The 15,765-nt window shown below is 46.9% G+C and carries 12 protein-coding genes and 1 tRNA gene; 6 read left to right on the top strand and 7 right to left on the bottom strand.

From position 1 onward, the window contains the following. Positions 1–122: 122 nt before the first annotated feature. The 3 genes from JK130_RS10845 to mutY form a co-directional block, all read right to left on the bottom strand. Positions 123–198: transfer RNA gene (locus JK130_RS10845), tRNA-Phe, on the bottom strand. A gap of 137 nt (positions 199–335) precedes the next feature. Continuing rightward, positions 336–608: an oxidative damage protection protein gene (locus JK130_RS10840; RefSeq protein ID WP_218354344.1), complete on the bottom strand. Its 273-nt coding sequence runs from the start codon at positions 606–608 to the stop codon at positions 336–338. 35 nt (positions 609–643) lie between these two features. After that, a complete protein-coding gene (gene mutY / locus JK130_RS10835) occupies positions 644–1,687 on the bottom strand; it encodes an A/G-specific adenine glycosylase (RefSeq protein ID WP_218354343.1) in 1,044 nt (347 codons plus the stop codon). Between the two features lie 79 nt (positions 1,688–1,766). Between mutY and JK130_RS10830 the strand changes: the two genes are divergently transcribed. The 5 genes from JK130_RS10830 (at position 1,767) to arcA (ending at position 7,462) form a co-directional block, all read left to right on the top strand. Continuing rightward, positions 1,767–2,465 (top strand): alpha/beta fold hydrolase, encoded by a 699-nt coding sequence (locus JK130_RS10830; protein ID WP_218354342.1) that lies wholly within the window; start codon positions 1,767–1,769, stop codon positions 2,463–2,465. Between the two features lie 144 nt (positions 2,466–2,609). Continuing rightward, a complete protein-coding gene (trmB, locus tag JK130_RS10825) occupies positions 2,610–3,329 on the top strand; it encodes a tRNA (guanosine(46)-N7)-methyltransferase TrmB (RefSeq protein ID WP_218354341.1) in 720 nt (239 codons plus the stop codon). Beyond that, positions 3,329–4,414, top strand: a complete 1,086-nt coding sequence (locus JK130_RS10820) for a methyltransferase (protein ID WP_220099530.1) — start codon at positions 3,329–3,331, stop codon at positions 4,412–4,414. Before trmB ends, JK130_RS10820 begins: the two co-directional genes overlap by 1 nt. A gap of 111 nt (positions 4,415–4,525) precedes the next feature. Beyond that, positions 4,526–5,959, top strand: coding sequence for a glycogen synthase GlgA (gene glgA / locus JK130_RS10815; protein WP_218354340.1), 1,434 nt, complete (start codon positions 4,526–4,528; stop codon positions 5,957–5,959). A gap of 795 nt (positions 5,960–6,754) precedes the next feature. Then, complete coding sequence (arcA, locus tag JK130_RS10810) at positions 6,755–7,462, top strand: two-component system response regulator ArcA (protein WP_218354339.1); 708 nt, start codon at positions 6,755–6,757, stop codon at positions 7,460–7,462. Positions 7,463–7,543: 81 nt separating this feature from the next. Here the strand turns inward: arcA and pmbA are convergent, their stop codons facing one another. Continuing rightward, complete coding sequence (gene pmbA, locus JK130_RS10805; RefSeq protein ID WP_218354338.1) at positions 7,544–8,875, bottom strand: metalloprotease PmbA; 1,332 nt, start codon at positions 8,873–8,875, stop codon at positions 7,544–7,546. A 71-nt stretch (positions 8,876–8,946) separates the two neighbouring features. Between pmbA and yjgA the strand changes: the two genes are divergently transcribed. Next, positions 8,947–9,498: a ribosome biogenesis factor YjgA gene (gene yjgA / locus JK130_RS10800; protein ID WP_218354337.1), complete on the top strand. Its 552-nt coding sequence runs from the start codon at positions 8,947–8,949 to the stop codon at positions 9,496–9,498. A gap of 83 nt (positions 9,499–9,581) precedes the next feature. On the opposite strand, the gene tldD is transcribed toward yjgA, so the two are convergent. The 3 genes from tldD to JK130_RS10785 are packed head-to-tail and all read right to left on the bottom strand — an operon-like array spanning position 9,582 to position 15,756. Continuing rightward, the gene (gene tldD / locus JK130_RS10795; RefSeq protein ID WP_218354336.1) at positions 9,582–11,024 is read right to left on the bottom strand and encodes a metalloprotease TldD; all 1,443 of its coding nucleotides are present in this window, start codon (positions 11,022–11,024) and stop codon (positions 9,582–9,584) included. Continuing rightward, positions 11,014–11,835 carry a carbon-nitrogen hydrolase family protein gene (locus JK130_RS10790; protein WP_218354335.1) on the bottom strand — a complete coding sequence of 274 codons (822 nt, stop codon included), beginning with the start codon at positions 11,833–11,835 and terminating at the stop codon, positions 11,014–11,016. The genes tldD and JK130_RS10790 overlap by 11 nt, the downstream gene beginning before the upstream one ends. A 24-nt stretch (positions 11,836–11,859) precedes the next feature. After that, positions 11,860–15,756: a YhdP family protein gene (locus tag JK130_RS10785; protein WP_218354334.1), complete on the bottom strand. Its 3,897-nt coding sequence runs from the start codon at positions 15,754–15,756 to the stop codon at positions 11,860–11,862. Between the last annotated feature and the right edge of the window lie 9 nt (positions 15,757–15,765).

Genomic DNA, 15,765 nt, shown 5'->3' with positions numbered 1-15,765 from the left:
CCTTTAGAATAATGGTGCCTCGACCCGGGATTGTAACGCGTGGTGCAGCCACAGGGGTACGCCAGCGTGTTCCGATAACCCAGATCTAAAAAAGCCCGCATAGATGCGGGCCTTTAGAATAATGGTGCCTCGACCCGGGATCGAACCAGGGACACGCGGATTTTCAATCCGCTGCTCTACCAACTGAGCTATCGAGGCAAAACTGTTTAGCGTTGGGGCATTACTGCCTCTCTCGCTGTGGGTGTGCATTAAACGGATTTCCGACCTTTAAGTCAACCGTTTTTTAAAAACTTTTTACTGTTTGCGCACAATCTGTTCGATATCTGTTATTTTGATTATTTTTCAGGCGGCACATAGCCTTCGATGGTCGGCTCTTCACCCCGAAACAGATACCCTTCCATCTGTTCTTCCAAAAATTTACGCGCGTTGGGTTCCATCATATTCAGTTTGTTTTCATTGATCAGCATGGTTTGCTTTTTTTGCCAGTCGGTCCACGCTTCTTTAGATATATTCTCATAAATACGCTTGCCCAGTTCACCGGGGTAAAGCTGAAAATCCAGTCCTTCGGCTTCTTTGTTCAGACGTTGACAATGTACGGTTCTGCTCATGGCGAATTCCTATTTAAGCGATTAGAAAGCGAAATCTACAGCATACGCTGAATTTGTTCGATAATTTTCTTGGTGGGTGCAGCCAAACCTACTTCAATAGGTTCATTAAGAGGAAACCAGCGTGCGGACAACTCTTCAGCCACGTTCATAATATTTTGCTGCTGTGCGATTAACAACACCGGGGTAATGTCCAGATGAAAATGGCTAAAAGTATGCCTGAAGCTGGTTAATGTATGCTGGTTAAAGTTGGTGAGGCCATATTCTTTAGCCACCTGCTCTACCGACTGCTGAGATTCAATAAAGCCATACAATCCACCCCATAATCCGGATAAGGGTCTTTGGATCAAGTATATCTGGCCGGCAACCAACAACGCTACCAAATTAGTGTTTTTTACAGGTTTGTCTTTTTTAGGTTTTTTACCCGGAAAATCAGCTTGTCGGCCTTGAGCATACGCCAGGCATTCAGACTGCAGTGGACACGCATCACATTTCGGACGGCTGCGGGTACAAACCATTGCGCCCAGGTCCATCATTGCCTGAGTATAATGCTGACACCGTTCTGATGGCAGGTTTTGTTCGGCTAACGACCATAGAGTATTTTCTACTTTCTTTTGCCCAGGCCAGCCTTCTATGGCGTAGTAGCGAGCCAACACCCGCTTTACGTTCCCGTCGAGAATGGCGTGGCGCTGCGCACAAGCCAGCGACAATACCGCACCGGCGGTAGAACGACCAATGCCCGGCAAAGCTATCACCTGCTCCAGGGTTTGCGGAAATTTACCGTTATGGTCCTCAACAATCTGCTTTGCGGCCTTATGCAAATTGCGAGCGCGAGCATAGTAGCCCAACCCGGTCCAGTGATGAAGCACATCATCTACCGGCGCCGCGGCCAACGTCTGAACATCAGCAAACGAGGTCATAAACCGTTCATAATAAGGAATTACTGTAGCAACCTGAGTTTGTTGCAACATAATTTCAGATACCCAGACGCGATAAGGCGTAACCTGTTGTTGCCATGGCAGATGTTTACGGCCATAAATGTCGTACCAGTTAAGTACCTGATTTGAAAAGGTGTGAGTCATTAAACCATATCGTCGAATCTTAAATACTAACACCTATGATATCATGACTGTCTATTAGGTCGGGACAAACGGAGGACGCGTGACAGACGCACCGGTTTTATTTTTGCCAGGAACGCTGTGTGATGAACGGGTTTGGTTGCCTGTGTGGCGCCAAATGTCACTTTCGAATCGTCGTTATGTGCCGCTACAATGGGCGTCGAGCTTCGATGAAATGCTGGCATTAACCGACGATCGCGTTTTGCCCGACGAAAAAGTACATGTCGTTGGCTTTTCTATGGGCGGGTATGTGGCAGCTAGTTGGGCGTTACAAAATCCGGCTAACGTGGCCTCACTCACATTAATCGGATACAACCCGGAAGGGCTTGGAAGCGATGAAATAAAGCGGCGCCGAGAGCTTGTTGCTGCACTACAAAAAGGCCAACCGATAGTACAAAGCCCTGCCTACACAGCGCAGTTTGTTTCGTCTGACTTTATTGACGATCCTCTGGTTGCCGGAGTTATGCAACAAATGGGACAGGATTTGGGCACCAGCACGTTATTGGCGCACATGCAAAGTACCACGCCGCGCGAAGATTTAACGCCCAGACTAAGAAAAGCCCCCTTTGCAATTAACCTGATTGCAGCTCGTCACGATCTTATTGCGCGGTACGATATCCTAAGTGCTATCGCTACCCAATTGAACGACTGTACGTTGTTTTCAATCGAAGATTCGGCGCACATGATGTTGTTAGAGCGCCCCGGCGAGGTCAGCTCTGCGCTTAATCAAATACTGTCTTAAAAAGACAAAATTGTGTTTAAAAAGACCTTTGCCGTTTATTCAGAATGTTTATTAACTCGCTTATAAGCTCGAGGTGTTGCTTGCAATGTCCCGGTTAGGCTGGATAATGCGCTACATTCACATTTTTGCCATCGTACAGTTATTATGGGTCAATACAAAAACGAACACGAAGCCGCTGCCGCTGGTGTTTATGTTAGCAAAGTCAGAAGTTTTGTTAAGCGCGAGGGTCGACTGACTCGAGGACAAGCCAAAGCACTTGAAGATCACTGGCCGGCTATGGGCATCGAATATACAGGTCAACCTCTTGATTTAACCGAAGTGTTTGGCCGAAGTGCACCGGTAATACTAGAGATTGGTTTTGGGATGGGCAAGTCTCTGGTTGAGATGGCAGCCAACGCTCCTGAGCAGAACTTTATTGGTATTGAAGTGCACCGGCCTGGCGTAGGCGCAGCGCTGGCCGAAGCTGGCGAGCGGGGACTTACAAATTTGCGGGTCATGGAGCATGACGCGGTAGAAGTGCTGAATCATATGTTGCCTGCCGAGTCTTTACGTCGTCTGCAATTGTATTTTCCCGACCCATGGCATAAAAAACGTCATCATAAAAGACGTATTGTACAACCTGAATTTGCGCAAACGATTCGTCGCTGTCTGGCTATTGGTGGGCATTTTCATATGGCTACTGATTGGGAAAACTACGCCCAATACATGGCAGAGGTTATGAGTCAGGCACCGGGTTACGTTAATACCGCTGAATCCGGTGACTATGTCGCCCGTCCAGATTACCGCCCTATTACTAAGTTTGAAGTTCGGGGCCAAAAACTGGGCCACGGGGTCTGGGATCTTATTTATGAGCGTACCGAATAATGCTAAGTCCACAAAGCCAACTGCTTGAACGCAACATCGAACTATTCCAGGAAGGCAAATGGTTACTTGTTAATCCCGCAGATGCCTACTTTACTGATCAGCTAACCGACTATCCACTTGATATATTACACCAGTACTATGATGTATATTCAGAAAGTGTTCGGGTAAATTCAGCGCATACCTTTGATAGCCGTGATGTAGCCAGTGACCCTGACGGATTTTGCCTTAATCAGCAAATTGGAGAGCATCGACATACTTTCGCACCCTTTGCAGACAGTAAAAAATCTTATACCGATGTGCTGATTTATTTGCCTAAAGCCAAGGCGCATCTTGCTATGTTGTTACAAATGGCTGCCAGCGTATTGAGCCCGAACGGTCGCGTGCATTTAGTAGGCGAAAACAAAGGTGGCATTAAAAGCGCAGATAAACTGACCTCCCAGTACGGGTCTACCGAAAAAATTGATTCGGCCCGCCACTGTAGTTTATTAACCACGCATATAGAACAAGAAGTCGAATTTTCTGCGGCCAGCTGGCTTGATACCAACACTTTTTCGATAGGTGACAATGAGCTTCAGGTGGTATCGATGCCAGGCGTATTTAGTCACAACCAGCTGGATGAAGGAACTGAGTTACTTTTACAAAAACTGCCTTCATCGCTGCGCTCTAAAGTTCTTGATTTTGCCTGTGGTGGCGGGGTGATTGGTTCATATTTAAAGCAGCAGTACCCGCATTTTGATGTCACATTGCTTGACGTTAGTGCTTTGGCTCTGTATTGCACGGCACGCACGTTAGCGGCAAATCAGCTTACCGGAACACTTATTGGTGCAAATGGTTTGCACGGTGTCGAAGGCCGATTTGACCATATAATCACAAATCCACCCTTTCATACCGGGATAAAAACAGACTATAGTATCACTAAGCGCTTTATCAGTGATGCTAAGCGGGTGCTAGTAAAATCTGGCGCGTTGTATATGGTCGCTAATCGCTTTCTTCCCTATCCGGGTTTACTGGCTGAACATTTTTCTCAGGTTCGTACATTAGCCCAAACCTCTCGATTTTCAGTTTATCTGGCATTGGCGAAGTAGCGGGAGTGAGTATCAAATTTGGTGTAGAAGAATAGCGCTACTGACGTTGCAGGGGTTCACTGCACTGGTATCGCTTTTGTTATTATCGTAATTTGGGTCGAGGCTTTTACTGTGAAGATTATTTTTACAATTTCTGAGGTAGAGGAACTGGTAAAGACGGGCGGATTGGCGGATGTAGGCAAGGCACTGCCTTTAGCCCTTAAAGATGCTGGTCATGATGTCTCAATCATAATGCCTTATTATCAAGCCATTCGGCATCAGTTTACGCTGGCTACAGCCTGTACTCAACAAACGCTGTTTACACAAAACAAAGTTTATCCTTTTGATATTCGCCAGTTAAAATGGAATGATATCGATGTTTATTTTGTAGACTACCCACCTTACTTCGATCGTGGCGACTTATACAGCAGCACTTACCAAGCCTATCAGGATAACGGAGAGCGGTTTAGCTTTTTTTGTGGTGCAGCATTAATGACCATGCAATCGCTGGCCCTTAAGCCCGATATTATACATTGTCACGATTGGCACACGGCCATGCTGCCGTTTTTACTTAAACATGATAGCAGCGGTGAATTTACCCAAACCAAAAGCGTATTTACTATCCATAATGCCGCTTTTCAGGGTGTGCACCAGCTAGATAGCATTCCTTTTTTGCAGCAGCACCCGGCTATTTCAGCTCAGGTTCATGGCGGTTATATCAATATGCTGCAAACCGGCATTGAATACGCCGACAAAATCACAACGGTAAGCCCCAACTATGCTCAGGAACTATTAACCAACTTAGGCAGTCATGGTTTACACGATCGTTTGGTTACCCGACACAAGGATTTATCGGGTATTTTGAATGGTTGTGATTATACCCAGTGGAACCCGGCAACCGACCCCCACCTGCCAAAAAACTACAGTGCTGACGATATAAGTGGCAAGCAGTATTGCAAGCAAATACTACAACAACAAACCGGACTGCCTGATAAACCCCACACACCGCTTATTGGTATGGTATGTCGTCTTACCGAGCAAAAGGGCTTTGGCTATATACTGCCCATGTTAGATGAATTAATGGAACACAATGTTCAGCTGGTTATTGTAGGCACGGGCGACCCCAGTGTTTGTATGGACCTGGACGAATATGCCCATAATCATCCTCACCAGTTTGCTTTTATCAACGGCTTTAGCACCGAACATGCTCATTGGGTAGAAGCCGGCGCTGACTTCTTTTTAATGCCTTCGCAATTTGAGCCCTGCGGATTAAACCAGATGTATAGTCTAGCCTACGGTACGTTGCCGATTGTGCGTGCAGTAGGCGGACTCAAAGATACCGTTATCGATCCTAAGGATGATGCGCAAAACGCCACAGGCTTTGCGTTTTCCTTGCCCAGTCCTGAAGGTCTTTTAACCTGTATTCGTCGTGCTTTATTGTTTTACTACGAACACCCTGATCGTTTCAAAGCAATGCAGCAACGTGCTATGCATACCCGCTTTACCTGGCAAAAAGCAGCCAGCGAATACTCATCGCTGTATCAACAAATGCAACCTGACGAATAAAAACTTTCATGCTTGCGTCTTTTCATCGCCGATACCGGTTAACATGGTGAAAAGGCGCATTATGCCAACACCGCTTTGACGCTCTCCTTATCATCAATCCTGTAGCACTTTTTAAAAATACAAAACTTTGCGAGTCAAATTGCATAACTAATGCAGGTAGTTTGGTTGCTACAAAGCAAATATCCGGGAACCTTTTGCGTTTCGCAGCAAATTAATGAGATACTAATGGCTACTGGGGCCGCGGTTGAAGCAGCTTGGTTATTTTATTTTAAAATAAGATACAATTCCGTCCACACGATTAATTCAGAAGCAGGCTTAGGCAGATACATCCTGATCACTCGCTTCGTAGTTCATGTTTTAGACAATTAATTACAAAGTTTGTAAACTCGATAGCAAAGTTAAACCTGATTGGAACACATTAATCTGGACAACGGGTTTATAGCCGAACGCTTTAGCAAATTGCTTTATGGCAGAATTGTACGGCACAGTTATAGGTCGTAAATTTGGGCGAAACCAATATGCCCAGTAAATTTCAGCAATTTCAAAAACCTAACGGTTTTAATTTGCCTTTTTAACCTGCTTAAAAGACTGATGGAATTTGTAGTTGTTTTGCCTGTCCAACATAGCATAGTGAAAAAAGCCACCGGATTAACTGTTGTTGCCCTTGTAAATTAGTTACAAACCCTTATACCGTAGGTCAGTATTTAATTCGGCATTGACTTGCAAACACCGTTATAAAGAATAAAACTTAAACAGATTGTTGCTTAAACCGATTGTTAAAGAGTGTGAAATATCATGCAGACGCCAAATGTATTAATTGTTGAAGATGAAGTGGTAACTCGTACCACCCTAAAAAGCTTGTTTGAAGCTGAAGGCTATAATGTTTTTGAGGCCGAGAACGGCGACCAAATGCATGATTTTTTCGAAAACCACGCCATCAACCTGGTGATTATGGATATCAACCTACCAGGTAAAAACGGCCTGATTCTAGCGCGCGAAGTTCGCGATCGTAAAAATGTCGGCCTTATCTTTTTGACCGGTCGTGACAATGATGTCGATCGTATTTTAGGGCTTGAAATTGGTGCAGATGATTATCTGACGAAACCTTTTAACCCACGCGAGCTGACAATTCGGGCGCGTAACTTACTGACTCGTACTACCAACACCGCCGAAGACGATGACCTGCCTAGCCGCGTAAGCTTTAATGGCTGGACACTAGACGGCGACAGTCGTTCGCTAATATCTCCAAGTGGTAAAGAATTCCGCCTGCCGCGCAGCGAGTTCAGAGCATTGCATTTATTTCTAAGTAATCCGGGTAAGATTTTAACCCGTGAACAGCTAATTATGGAAATGACGGGTCGCGAGCTACGTCCTAACGACCGTACGGTTGATGTGACAATTCGCCGCATTCGTAAACACTTCGAGTCAGATCCAAGTGATGAAGAATTGATTGTAACCATTCACGGTGAAGGCTACCGTTTTTGTGGTTCAGTAGACAGCTAAGCAACCGCTAAAGCTTTATTTCAATAAAAAACGCAGCTTTACGCTGCGTTTTTTATTGGCTTTGTTTCTACAAGCGTTCGTTTAGTTTCCGGCAATTTTCATATTGTCGATTAACACTGAACCGGTTTGTACCCCACCGCGTACATCTCGGTCGCTGCCAATAGCACGAATATTAGCAAACATATCTTTTAAATTTCCGGCGATAGTGATTTCGTGTACAGGATATTGAATCACACCATTTTCGACCCAGAAACCTGCTGCGCCACGAGAATAGTCACCGGTTACGGTACTTACTCCCTGCCCCATTAGTTCGGTAACAAGCAACCCTGTATCCATTTCTTTTAACAGCTGGGCATCGGTGTGGCCGGTATCGCCCACAATCCAGTTATGTATGCCGCCGGCATGCCCCGTAGACTGCGTATTCATTTTACGCGAGGAATACGTGGTAAATAAATACTGGGCTAAACATCCCTGATCAACCACTGTGGCATCGTGAGTAGCTACGCCTTCAGCATCAAAGTTGGCACTGGCTAAACCGCCTTTTAAACGCGGCTTTTCTTCAATATTCAGCCACTGCGGAAAAATTTGCTCGCCAAGTTTATCCAGCAAAAAGCTTGAACGACGATACAGGCTGCCACCACTGATAGCACCAACGTAGTGACCAAACAGCGACGAGGCTACGTCTTTTTGCATAATGACCGGTACATTGGCGGTATTGATTTTTTGTGCGCCCAAACGTGCGATGGTCGCTTCAGAAGCCTCGCGTCCAATTTTTGTCGCAGCGTCCAAACCATCAGGTTTACGGCTGATAGTATAGGCGTAGTCACGCTGCATATCATCGCTCTGAGCGCCAATCATCATACAGCTCAGGCTATAGCGGGTACTTGGGTAACCTGCATTGATACCGTGTGTATTACCATATACCCGCATGCCGTGATTAGCATTGTAGCTGGCGCCATCTGAATTAATAATGCGCGGGTCATAATCCAAAGCCGCAGCTTCGGTTTCAATAGCCAACTGCATGGCATGCTGAGGATCTAATTCTTGTGGGTGGTACAAGTCAAGATCAGGAAATTCTGTTGCCATTAACTCGGCGTCTGCTAACCCGGTACACGGGTCTTCGCTAGTGTAACGGGCTATGTCGATGGCTTTTTCTACGGTTAGGGCGAGCGCCTGGGGGCTAAGGTCAGCCGTTGAAGCGCTGCCTTTATGTTTTCCAACATAAACGCTGATACCCAGGCCACCATCGTTGGTGAACTCCACATTCTCGACTTCTTTCATACGCGATGATACAGCAATGCCCTGCACTTTTGACATACTGGCTTCGGCTTGGGTTGCCCCTTTGCTTGTCGCCATTTTCAGTACATCGTCTACTACGTTTTGAATTTCTGCGATTTGCTGTTCAATTTGCATAGTCAGTTTCGCTATCCCAGTCTGTGTGTCACAATTAGAAGTATTAATAGTGTAACACTTATGAGACCCAAATGAGCGACCGCAAGCATCATTCACCAGAAGATTCTTTTTCGACTTTCAAAGAGACGAACGAGAATGAAGAGCCGCTGAGTAAAACCGAATTAAAGCGTCAGTCGGCCCAGTTTCAAAAGCTTGGCGAGCAGCTGGTAAAACTCACACCCGCGCATCTTGAAACCATTCCTATGGACGAGCAGCTGGAAGAAGCGGTAATGATTGCCCGTTCGGTAAACCGTAAGAAAGACGGTTATCGGCGGCAGCTGCAGTTTATCGGAAAATTACTGCGCCAGCGCGATGTAACCCCGATTAATCAAGCGTTGTTGATGTTAACGCATCAGCATCAGGCCAATAATGCGGCTTTCCACGAACTTGAAAAAGCCCGTGATGATGTAGCCAAAAATGGTGATGAAGCCATTCAGCAATTGCTCGAAGAATACCCCGAACTGGACCGTCAAAAATTGCGTCAGTTTCATCGGCAGATAAACAAAGAACAAGAAAAAAACGCCGCGCCTAAAGCCTACCGCGAATTATTTCAATATTTAAAGCAGGTTATTGTCGAAGATTAGATTCTTGTGGCCAATACAAAAAACCGCCAGTACAACAATGTGCATGGCGGTTTTTTTATAACGCAGATAAAACGTAACGTATTTTAGGCGGTCCCACCTACCGTCAGTTTATCAATTTTCAGGGTTGGCTGACCAACCCCTACCGGCACTGACTGGCCGTCTTTACCGCATACACCCACACCCGAGTCCAGTTCGGCATCATTACCTATCATAGATATTTGCTGCATAACTTCTGGCCCGTTGCCAATAAGCGTTGCGCCTTTAACAGGAGCGGTAATTTTACCATTTTCGATAAGGTAGGCTTCAGCGCTTGAGAACACAAATTTTCCTGAAGTAATATCCACCTGACCACCAGCAAAATTCGGTGCGTAAATGCCCTTATCGATGGTCTGGATAATTTCCTGCGGGTTGTACTGGCCGCCCATCATGAAGGTATTGGTCATGCGCGGCATCGGCAAGTGCGCATATGACTCTCGACGGCCGTTACCGGTAGGCTTCACACCCATTAAACGCGCGTTCATTTTGTCCTGCATGTAGCCGGTTAATATGCCATCTTCAATCAGTACGTTACGCTGAGTCGGTGTGCCTTCATCATCGACTGATAACGAACCTCGGCGGTCTTGCATGGTTCCATCGTCGACTACCGTGACGCCCTTAGCCGCCACCTGCTGGCCCATTTTACCGCTAAACGTCGACGCCCCTTTACGGTTAAAATCGCCTTCAAGGCCATGGCCTACAGCTTCGTGCAGCAACACGCCTGGCCAGCCATTACCAAGTACCACGGGCATAGCGCCCGCCGGTGAAGCTATTGCCTGCATGTTTACCCGCGCCATGTGCAGGGCATCATCGGCCAGCTTTTCGTAAACCGGGCGCCCATCGGCCTGTGAAGCAAAGAAGTCGTAGGTATGGCGGCCACCGGCGCCGGCACTGCCCCGCTCGCGACGGTCGCCTTTTTCCAGTAACACAGAACAATTAAGTCTGACCAATGGACGAATATCGGTAGCCAGCGTGCCATCTGATGCCGCCACTAATATTTCTTCATAGACACCGCTAAGGCTAACCACTACCTGGTTAATCCCTTGCTCTTGCTTTCGAATATAAGCATCAACCGCTTTGAGCAAAGCAACTTTGTCGGCCTCGACCATCCCCAAAATAGGATTTTTTTCATCGTATCTTGCCGGGTAGCTTTGCTGATGCAAACTACTTACCTGATGCGTGCCACCAGCCGGAGCGATAGTCCGTGCTGCCTGGCATGCTTTTTCAAGCGCTGCCGGGCTAATCTCATCAGAGTAAGCAAAACCTGTTTTTTCGCCACTGATAGCCCGCACGCCAACACCGCGCTCAATATTGTAGCTGCCTTCCTTGATAATACCGTCTTCCAGTACCCAGCTTTCGTGTTGACTTGACTGAAAGTAAAGATCTGCATAATCGGTATCATGACGATGAATCTGACCCAACGCCTGTTCCAGCGAAGAAAGCTCCAGACCCGAGTCGGTAAGTAAGTGCCTTGCTACGTTATTTAACAAAATCGCTCCTGAATTTATTGTGTTGCGCCACTGGCATATTTTGCTTCAGTAGGTCGCGATCACCAAGATTTACCGATGTGCTTACCACGCCCGGCTCTAAAGTTCGCTCGGCCAGTATTTCGCCCCATGGCGAGTAAATAATACTATGCCCAAAGGTTTCACGGTCATTCGCATGGTCACCCGTTTGATTAGGCGCTACCACGAAACATTGTTTTTCGATGGCTCTGGCGCGGACCAGGGTATGCCAGTGAGCATGACCAGTATACCGGGTAAATGCCGCTGGTAGCACCAGAATATCGACATCGCCCATAGCATTAAACAAGCCTGTAAAGCGAACATCATAACATACTGCCAGCCCTATGCGGCCGATTGGAGTATCACAGACCACGACTTTGTCGCCTGCCTGAGTATGTTTTGACTCTTTATAGCTACCTGTTTTGTCTTTTACCGAAACATCAAAAAGATGGATTTTTTTATACTCATCAATAACTTCTCCATCAGGTCCCACTAACAAACAAGACGCTGTAAATTTATCTTGCGTATCGCCTTGCAAAGGAAAAGTACCGGTAACCAGGTAAACCCCGTATTGTTTTGCCATTCGCTGCATGGCCTGGCCAATTTTTCCGGTGTAGCGCGGTTCGGCGATAGAAAGTAAAGTGCTGTCTTTGGTACCAAAGCAGGCAAAGCATTCAGGCAGTACGACCAGGGTGGGTTCCTGAGTGTCCAGTTGCGCTATTTGTTGTTCAACAAAGCGTAAGTTTTCATCCACATCAGGTTCAGATGTCATCTGAACGGCGACCAGATTTACCATGTTATACCTCCAGTGTGATTGCTGTTAGTCAGGTTGTGCGCCAGAAACCGGTGTCGAAACCGACTTTTTCGATTGGGTAGGTAGCTCAATATCTTTACTGTCGCGGCCCACTTCCTTAAATTTCGGGTTAGTCCAGTTACCCGTTACTTTGTAATTTACGTTTGAAATAACCTTAGCTGAGGTGAGTACCTGATCTAAGGCCAGCGCCGCCAATGCCGTGGTGGGCGTAGCTAAAAAGTATACCAGTACCGGTAAATTGCCGGTGACATTGGGCGTAAATTCAACATTGTAATTAAGCTGCTGCGCCAGTAAATCGGTATAGCCTTTAATTTCTATCTCGCCAGCCCCTCCATCTATTATGGTGTCGCTGGTGGCGGCCTTCCCATCATGTACACTCAGGGTACCGCGCATATCGTCATAGAAAAACCCCTTAGCAAATACATCCCGAAAATCCAGGCTCAGTTTTCGCACTAATGAATTTAAACTGAATAACGTGAAAATACGCGACCCCTGATCACTCAAATCACTCAGATAACCATCAGAAAGTCGCCATTCGATCCCACCATCAATATGAGCTAAATCAAAGTCCATAGGAGACTGCGGCCAACCCAAACTAAATTTCATATCAGCGCCAGAGTCTTTAATGCCCGAATCAACGCCTAAATCAGCCAACAGCGCGCCAATATCGTTGCTGTTTACGGTGCCGCTTAGCTGAGTATGATTGTTTGCACCGTGCCATTGTCCGCTGGCTTTTAACAGGCCGTTGTCACTGTTAATTTCAAGGTTTTGTATATGCATTCCGGCCGCACTGCGGGTAATGTTTAGCGTAACCTCTCCCAGCGGGCGCTCAAGCACTATGCATTGTTTGCAGTGAAAATTTATCGGTGGAAAGTTTGTAACGTCGAATACTGAGGCGCTGTTTTTCTCGGGCTTTGATTGAGCGTTATAGGTTTCTGTTTGCTCAAAATCTGCCGTGTTTTTCCAGTCACCCAGGTCAATGTAATCTGCCTCAACTTTTATGCCCCGCTCAAGCCAGTCATTATACAGAGCTATTTGTGCTTTAAGCTGTTTGGCATCAATGTCTAAATTCCAATCAAGATTGCTTTGTTTGGCGGTAATATTGACAGCTTCAAGCTGTTGTCCGGCGATAAGCAGTGTCGGGGTTTGTATAAACAAACGCTCGGGTACACCAAATAACGGCGGCTTCGTCGGCCTACTGGTATTTGCTGTAAGATTAGTGGTATCCGAACTCTGATTTAGCAGTAATTTGACCGTATCGTACCATTTACTGAAATTGACCTCAGGCAGGTTAGCCGAAACACTGAACCCTATCCCCATGCCATCAAAATCGCTGTTACCCAACGCTAAATGAGCACGTGAAAATTGCATTTGCGCATGCGGTAAAATTCCGTCAAAGACAATCTCCTGACCCAGCTTTGCATGAATAGTTGAGGCTTTCTGATTGCCCTGGCTACTTAAAGCCAAACGCTTGATGCTGTCTTGCTGTTTGGTAAAAGGAGTGGGTAACGACGAGCTAATGCCGGTTAGCTCAGATTGTATGCTGGCGCTGTAGTTAAAACCTGTTTCGGGCAGCTGCAGCGTGACATTCCCTTTCCATTGCGAGTGGCCATCAACATAGCGCTCAAAATCCGGGTTTAAATACGCCAGTAATGGTTGTATTTGCCAGTCTCCGCCAATACCAATATCGACCTGGTAGGCGTTGTTCTGCATCCCGCCGGTCACATCTAGTTCAACAGGCTGCCCAAACAGATTACCGCTAAAATCATCTGTATTGATGTTTTCGTTAATAAAGCGTACTTCACCACTTGCCTGATCAAGCGTTAAGCCGATACTGGCTATATGCACCTGATTGCCCTGAAGTCTGGCACTACCGGCTGCTACTACGTGGGGGTTACCAAACGGAATATCCAGATTCAGACTCGCCTGTACCTGTCCTGCTACCTGCACATGTTCATTTAGTACCATACCCAAAGAGTCACTCAGCGAGCTATTAACCATCAGATTCGTTAATTGAGCTCCTGTACCCACGCCCTGAGCGTCAATAAGCAAGTGCGCGCCTTTTGCCAGGCGCGGAATACGAGCGGTGAGATTTTGTACCCGGATATCATTCAGCCTGGCTTCGGGGCTGGTCATGGTTAACCCGTCGTTTTCAAACCACAGCTGAATATTGGCCTGTTGCAGCGCCGGCCAGTCTTCAGAAAATAAAAAGTCTGCTTGCTGTAACTCTACCGCCGCCTGAAACACTCCCTGATTGCGTTCAAACGGGTAATCTTTGGGCTGACCATGCCACAAGATGCTGGCTTGCTGAATATCGCCATTACCGGTAAGTGCTTTGGTTAGATAATCACTGGTATTCTGGCCCATCAGCGCCGCTGGAAAAAGCTTATAAGCCTGATTCAGGGGGATACCTTTTACTTGCGTTAGCAGCGACAAATCGGTGGATGAGGTATCAAGGCGTAAACTTTGGGTGAGTGAAAATTGATTGGTATCAAGCACCAAATCATCATAGCTGACCATCCACGCCGGCTTGGTTGTAGCGTTTCCGGACTGCTGATATACGTAAACTTTGGCGCGTAAGTCATTCAGTATTATATTTTCTGGCAGAAGATTGTCGGCCTCAATATGCCCGTCACGGGCGAACAGGTTCACCACCCCGTGATTTTGTTGCCAGTAAATGCCAATATCAATGGCATCTACCCCAGGAATACTGCCGTGTTGTTGCCAGCTGACATCAAGAAGTTTTGCACTTAAGGCCAGCCCATTTTCATCAGCCTGCAGCTGCATTGTCGCCAGTTGGCCGGTGGGGTTGAGTTCACGAACATCATCATCAGCGGTGTCGCTGGTGAACAAAGGCAGTAACACTAAAAAAGGATTCACCGGGGTAGGTTTCATGGTATTGAGTATGGCTTCACCATTTGCATTAATTTGCCCTACCAAATCGGTAACCAGCTGCTGCGAATTTGACTCTATAATGAGTTTATCAAGGCGCAGCAGCCAGCGATTGTCCACCGGCAGTGCTTGTAAGCTGCCGCCGCGAATCCCGGTGCTAACGCTCACTTCATCCTGACCGCCCCACTCTAACCGGCTTTCATCAAAGCGGGTGAAAAAGGCACTAAACTGGCTGTTTTCAAGCTGCGCCCACACCTCTAAATTTGCACGGCTTTCTTTTAAAGGCCGACGGGTGTCAATCAGTGCACTGGCCCAGGGCGAAATATCCATATCTTCGGCTTTGGCATACAGCACGCCACTTAAGGCGTCTTTATCGCCGGTCAAATCGATTTGAAAAGACGCAGAGTTGGTGGCCAGTTCACGCACCTGCAAAGCTCCGGCTCCTTGATGATGCCGACCCCGGTTAAGCCACCTTAAAGAAGAAACATCCACCATCTGGGTGCTGTTATTACGGGTAAGGTAAAGAGTACTGTCGGTAACTTCAAAATACTCAAGCTGCTCCAAAAACAAACGAGTAAGCGCATTTTGAATAGACGGTTGGGAGTTATCGCTTTGTCCAAGCCGGTCGGTATTAATTCGAAGCTGCAGGCCTGATAAAGTAAACTGGTTTGACGCCAACTGGCGTTGCCAAAGTGAGCGCCAGAAGTCCAGCTCAATATCAATATTTTTAATATCAAGCCCAATCGGCGACATCGCGCTTTGCTGCAGGCTGACCCCTTTTAGCACCATTGCCGGCCCGGTTTTTTGCCAGTCAGCCTGCAAAGAGTCTATGGTCAGGTTAACCGAATAACGCTGACTCAGGTAGTCTTCGATATGTTGCTTTTGTTGTTCCAGATGCGGCAACGCCAGACGCAAGCCACTGAGCAGCACCGCAAACAGTACCAGCAATACTGCCAGTACCAGCCATAGGGTTTTGATACCCAGGGCAAGATAATCAGAAAGCTTGTTCACACCCAGCCT

Source organism: Alteromonas lipotrueiana, from assembly GCF_019249245.1.
GTDB lineage: Bacteria > Pseudomonadota > Gammaproteobacteria > Enterobacterales > Alteromonadaceae > Alteromonas > Alteromonas lipotrueiana.
Note: the sequence above shows the minus strand (reverse complement) of the source record. Positions and strands in the feature narration are given on the sequence as shown.

What these genes read in the sequence shown, in the direction of transcription:
- JK130_RS10840 (WP_218354344.1), bottom strand. Translation starts at nt 608, where the DNA reads ATGAGCAGAACCGTACATTGTCAACGTCTGAACAAAGAAGCCGAAGGA.
- mutY (WP_218354343.1), bottom strand. Translation starts at nt 1,687, where the DNA reads ATGACTCACACCTTTTCAAATCAGGTACTTAACTGGTACGACATTTAT.
- trmB (WP_218354341.1), top strand. Translation starts at nt 2,610, where the DNA reads ATGGGTCAATACAAAAACGAACACGAAGCCGCTGCCGCTGGTGTTTAT.
- JK130_RS10820 (WP_220099530.1), top strand. Translation starts at nt 3,329, where the DNA reads ATGCTAAGTCCACAAAGCCAACTGCTTGAACGCAACATCGAACTATTC.
- arcA (WP_218354339.1), top strand. Translation starts at nt 6,755, where the DNA reads ATGCAGACGCCAAATGTATTAATTGTTGAAGATGAAGTGGTAACTCGT.
- pmbA (WP_218354338.1), bottom strand. Translation starts at nt 8,875, where the DNA reads ATGCAAATTGAACAGCAAATCGCAGAAATTCAAAACGTAGTAGACGAT.
- yjgA (WP_218354337.1), top strand. Translation starts at nt 8,947, where the DNA reads ATGAGCGACCGCAAGCATCATTCACCAGAAGATTCTTTTTCGACTTTC.
- JK130_RS10790 (WP_218354335.1), bottom strand. Translation starts at nt 11,835, where the DNA reads ATGGTAAATCTGGTCGCCGTTCAGATGACATCTGAACCTGATGTGGAT.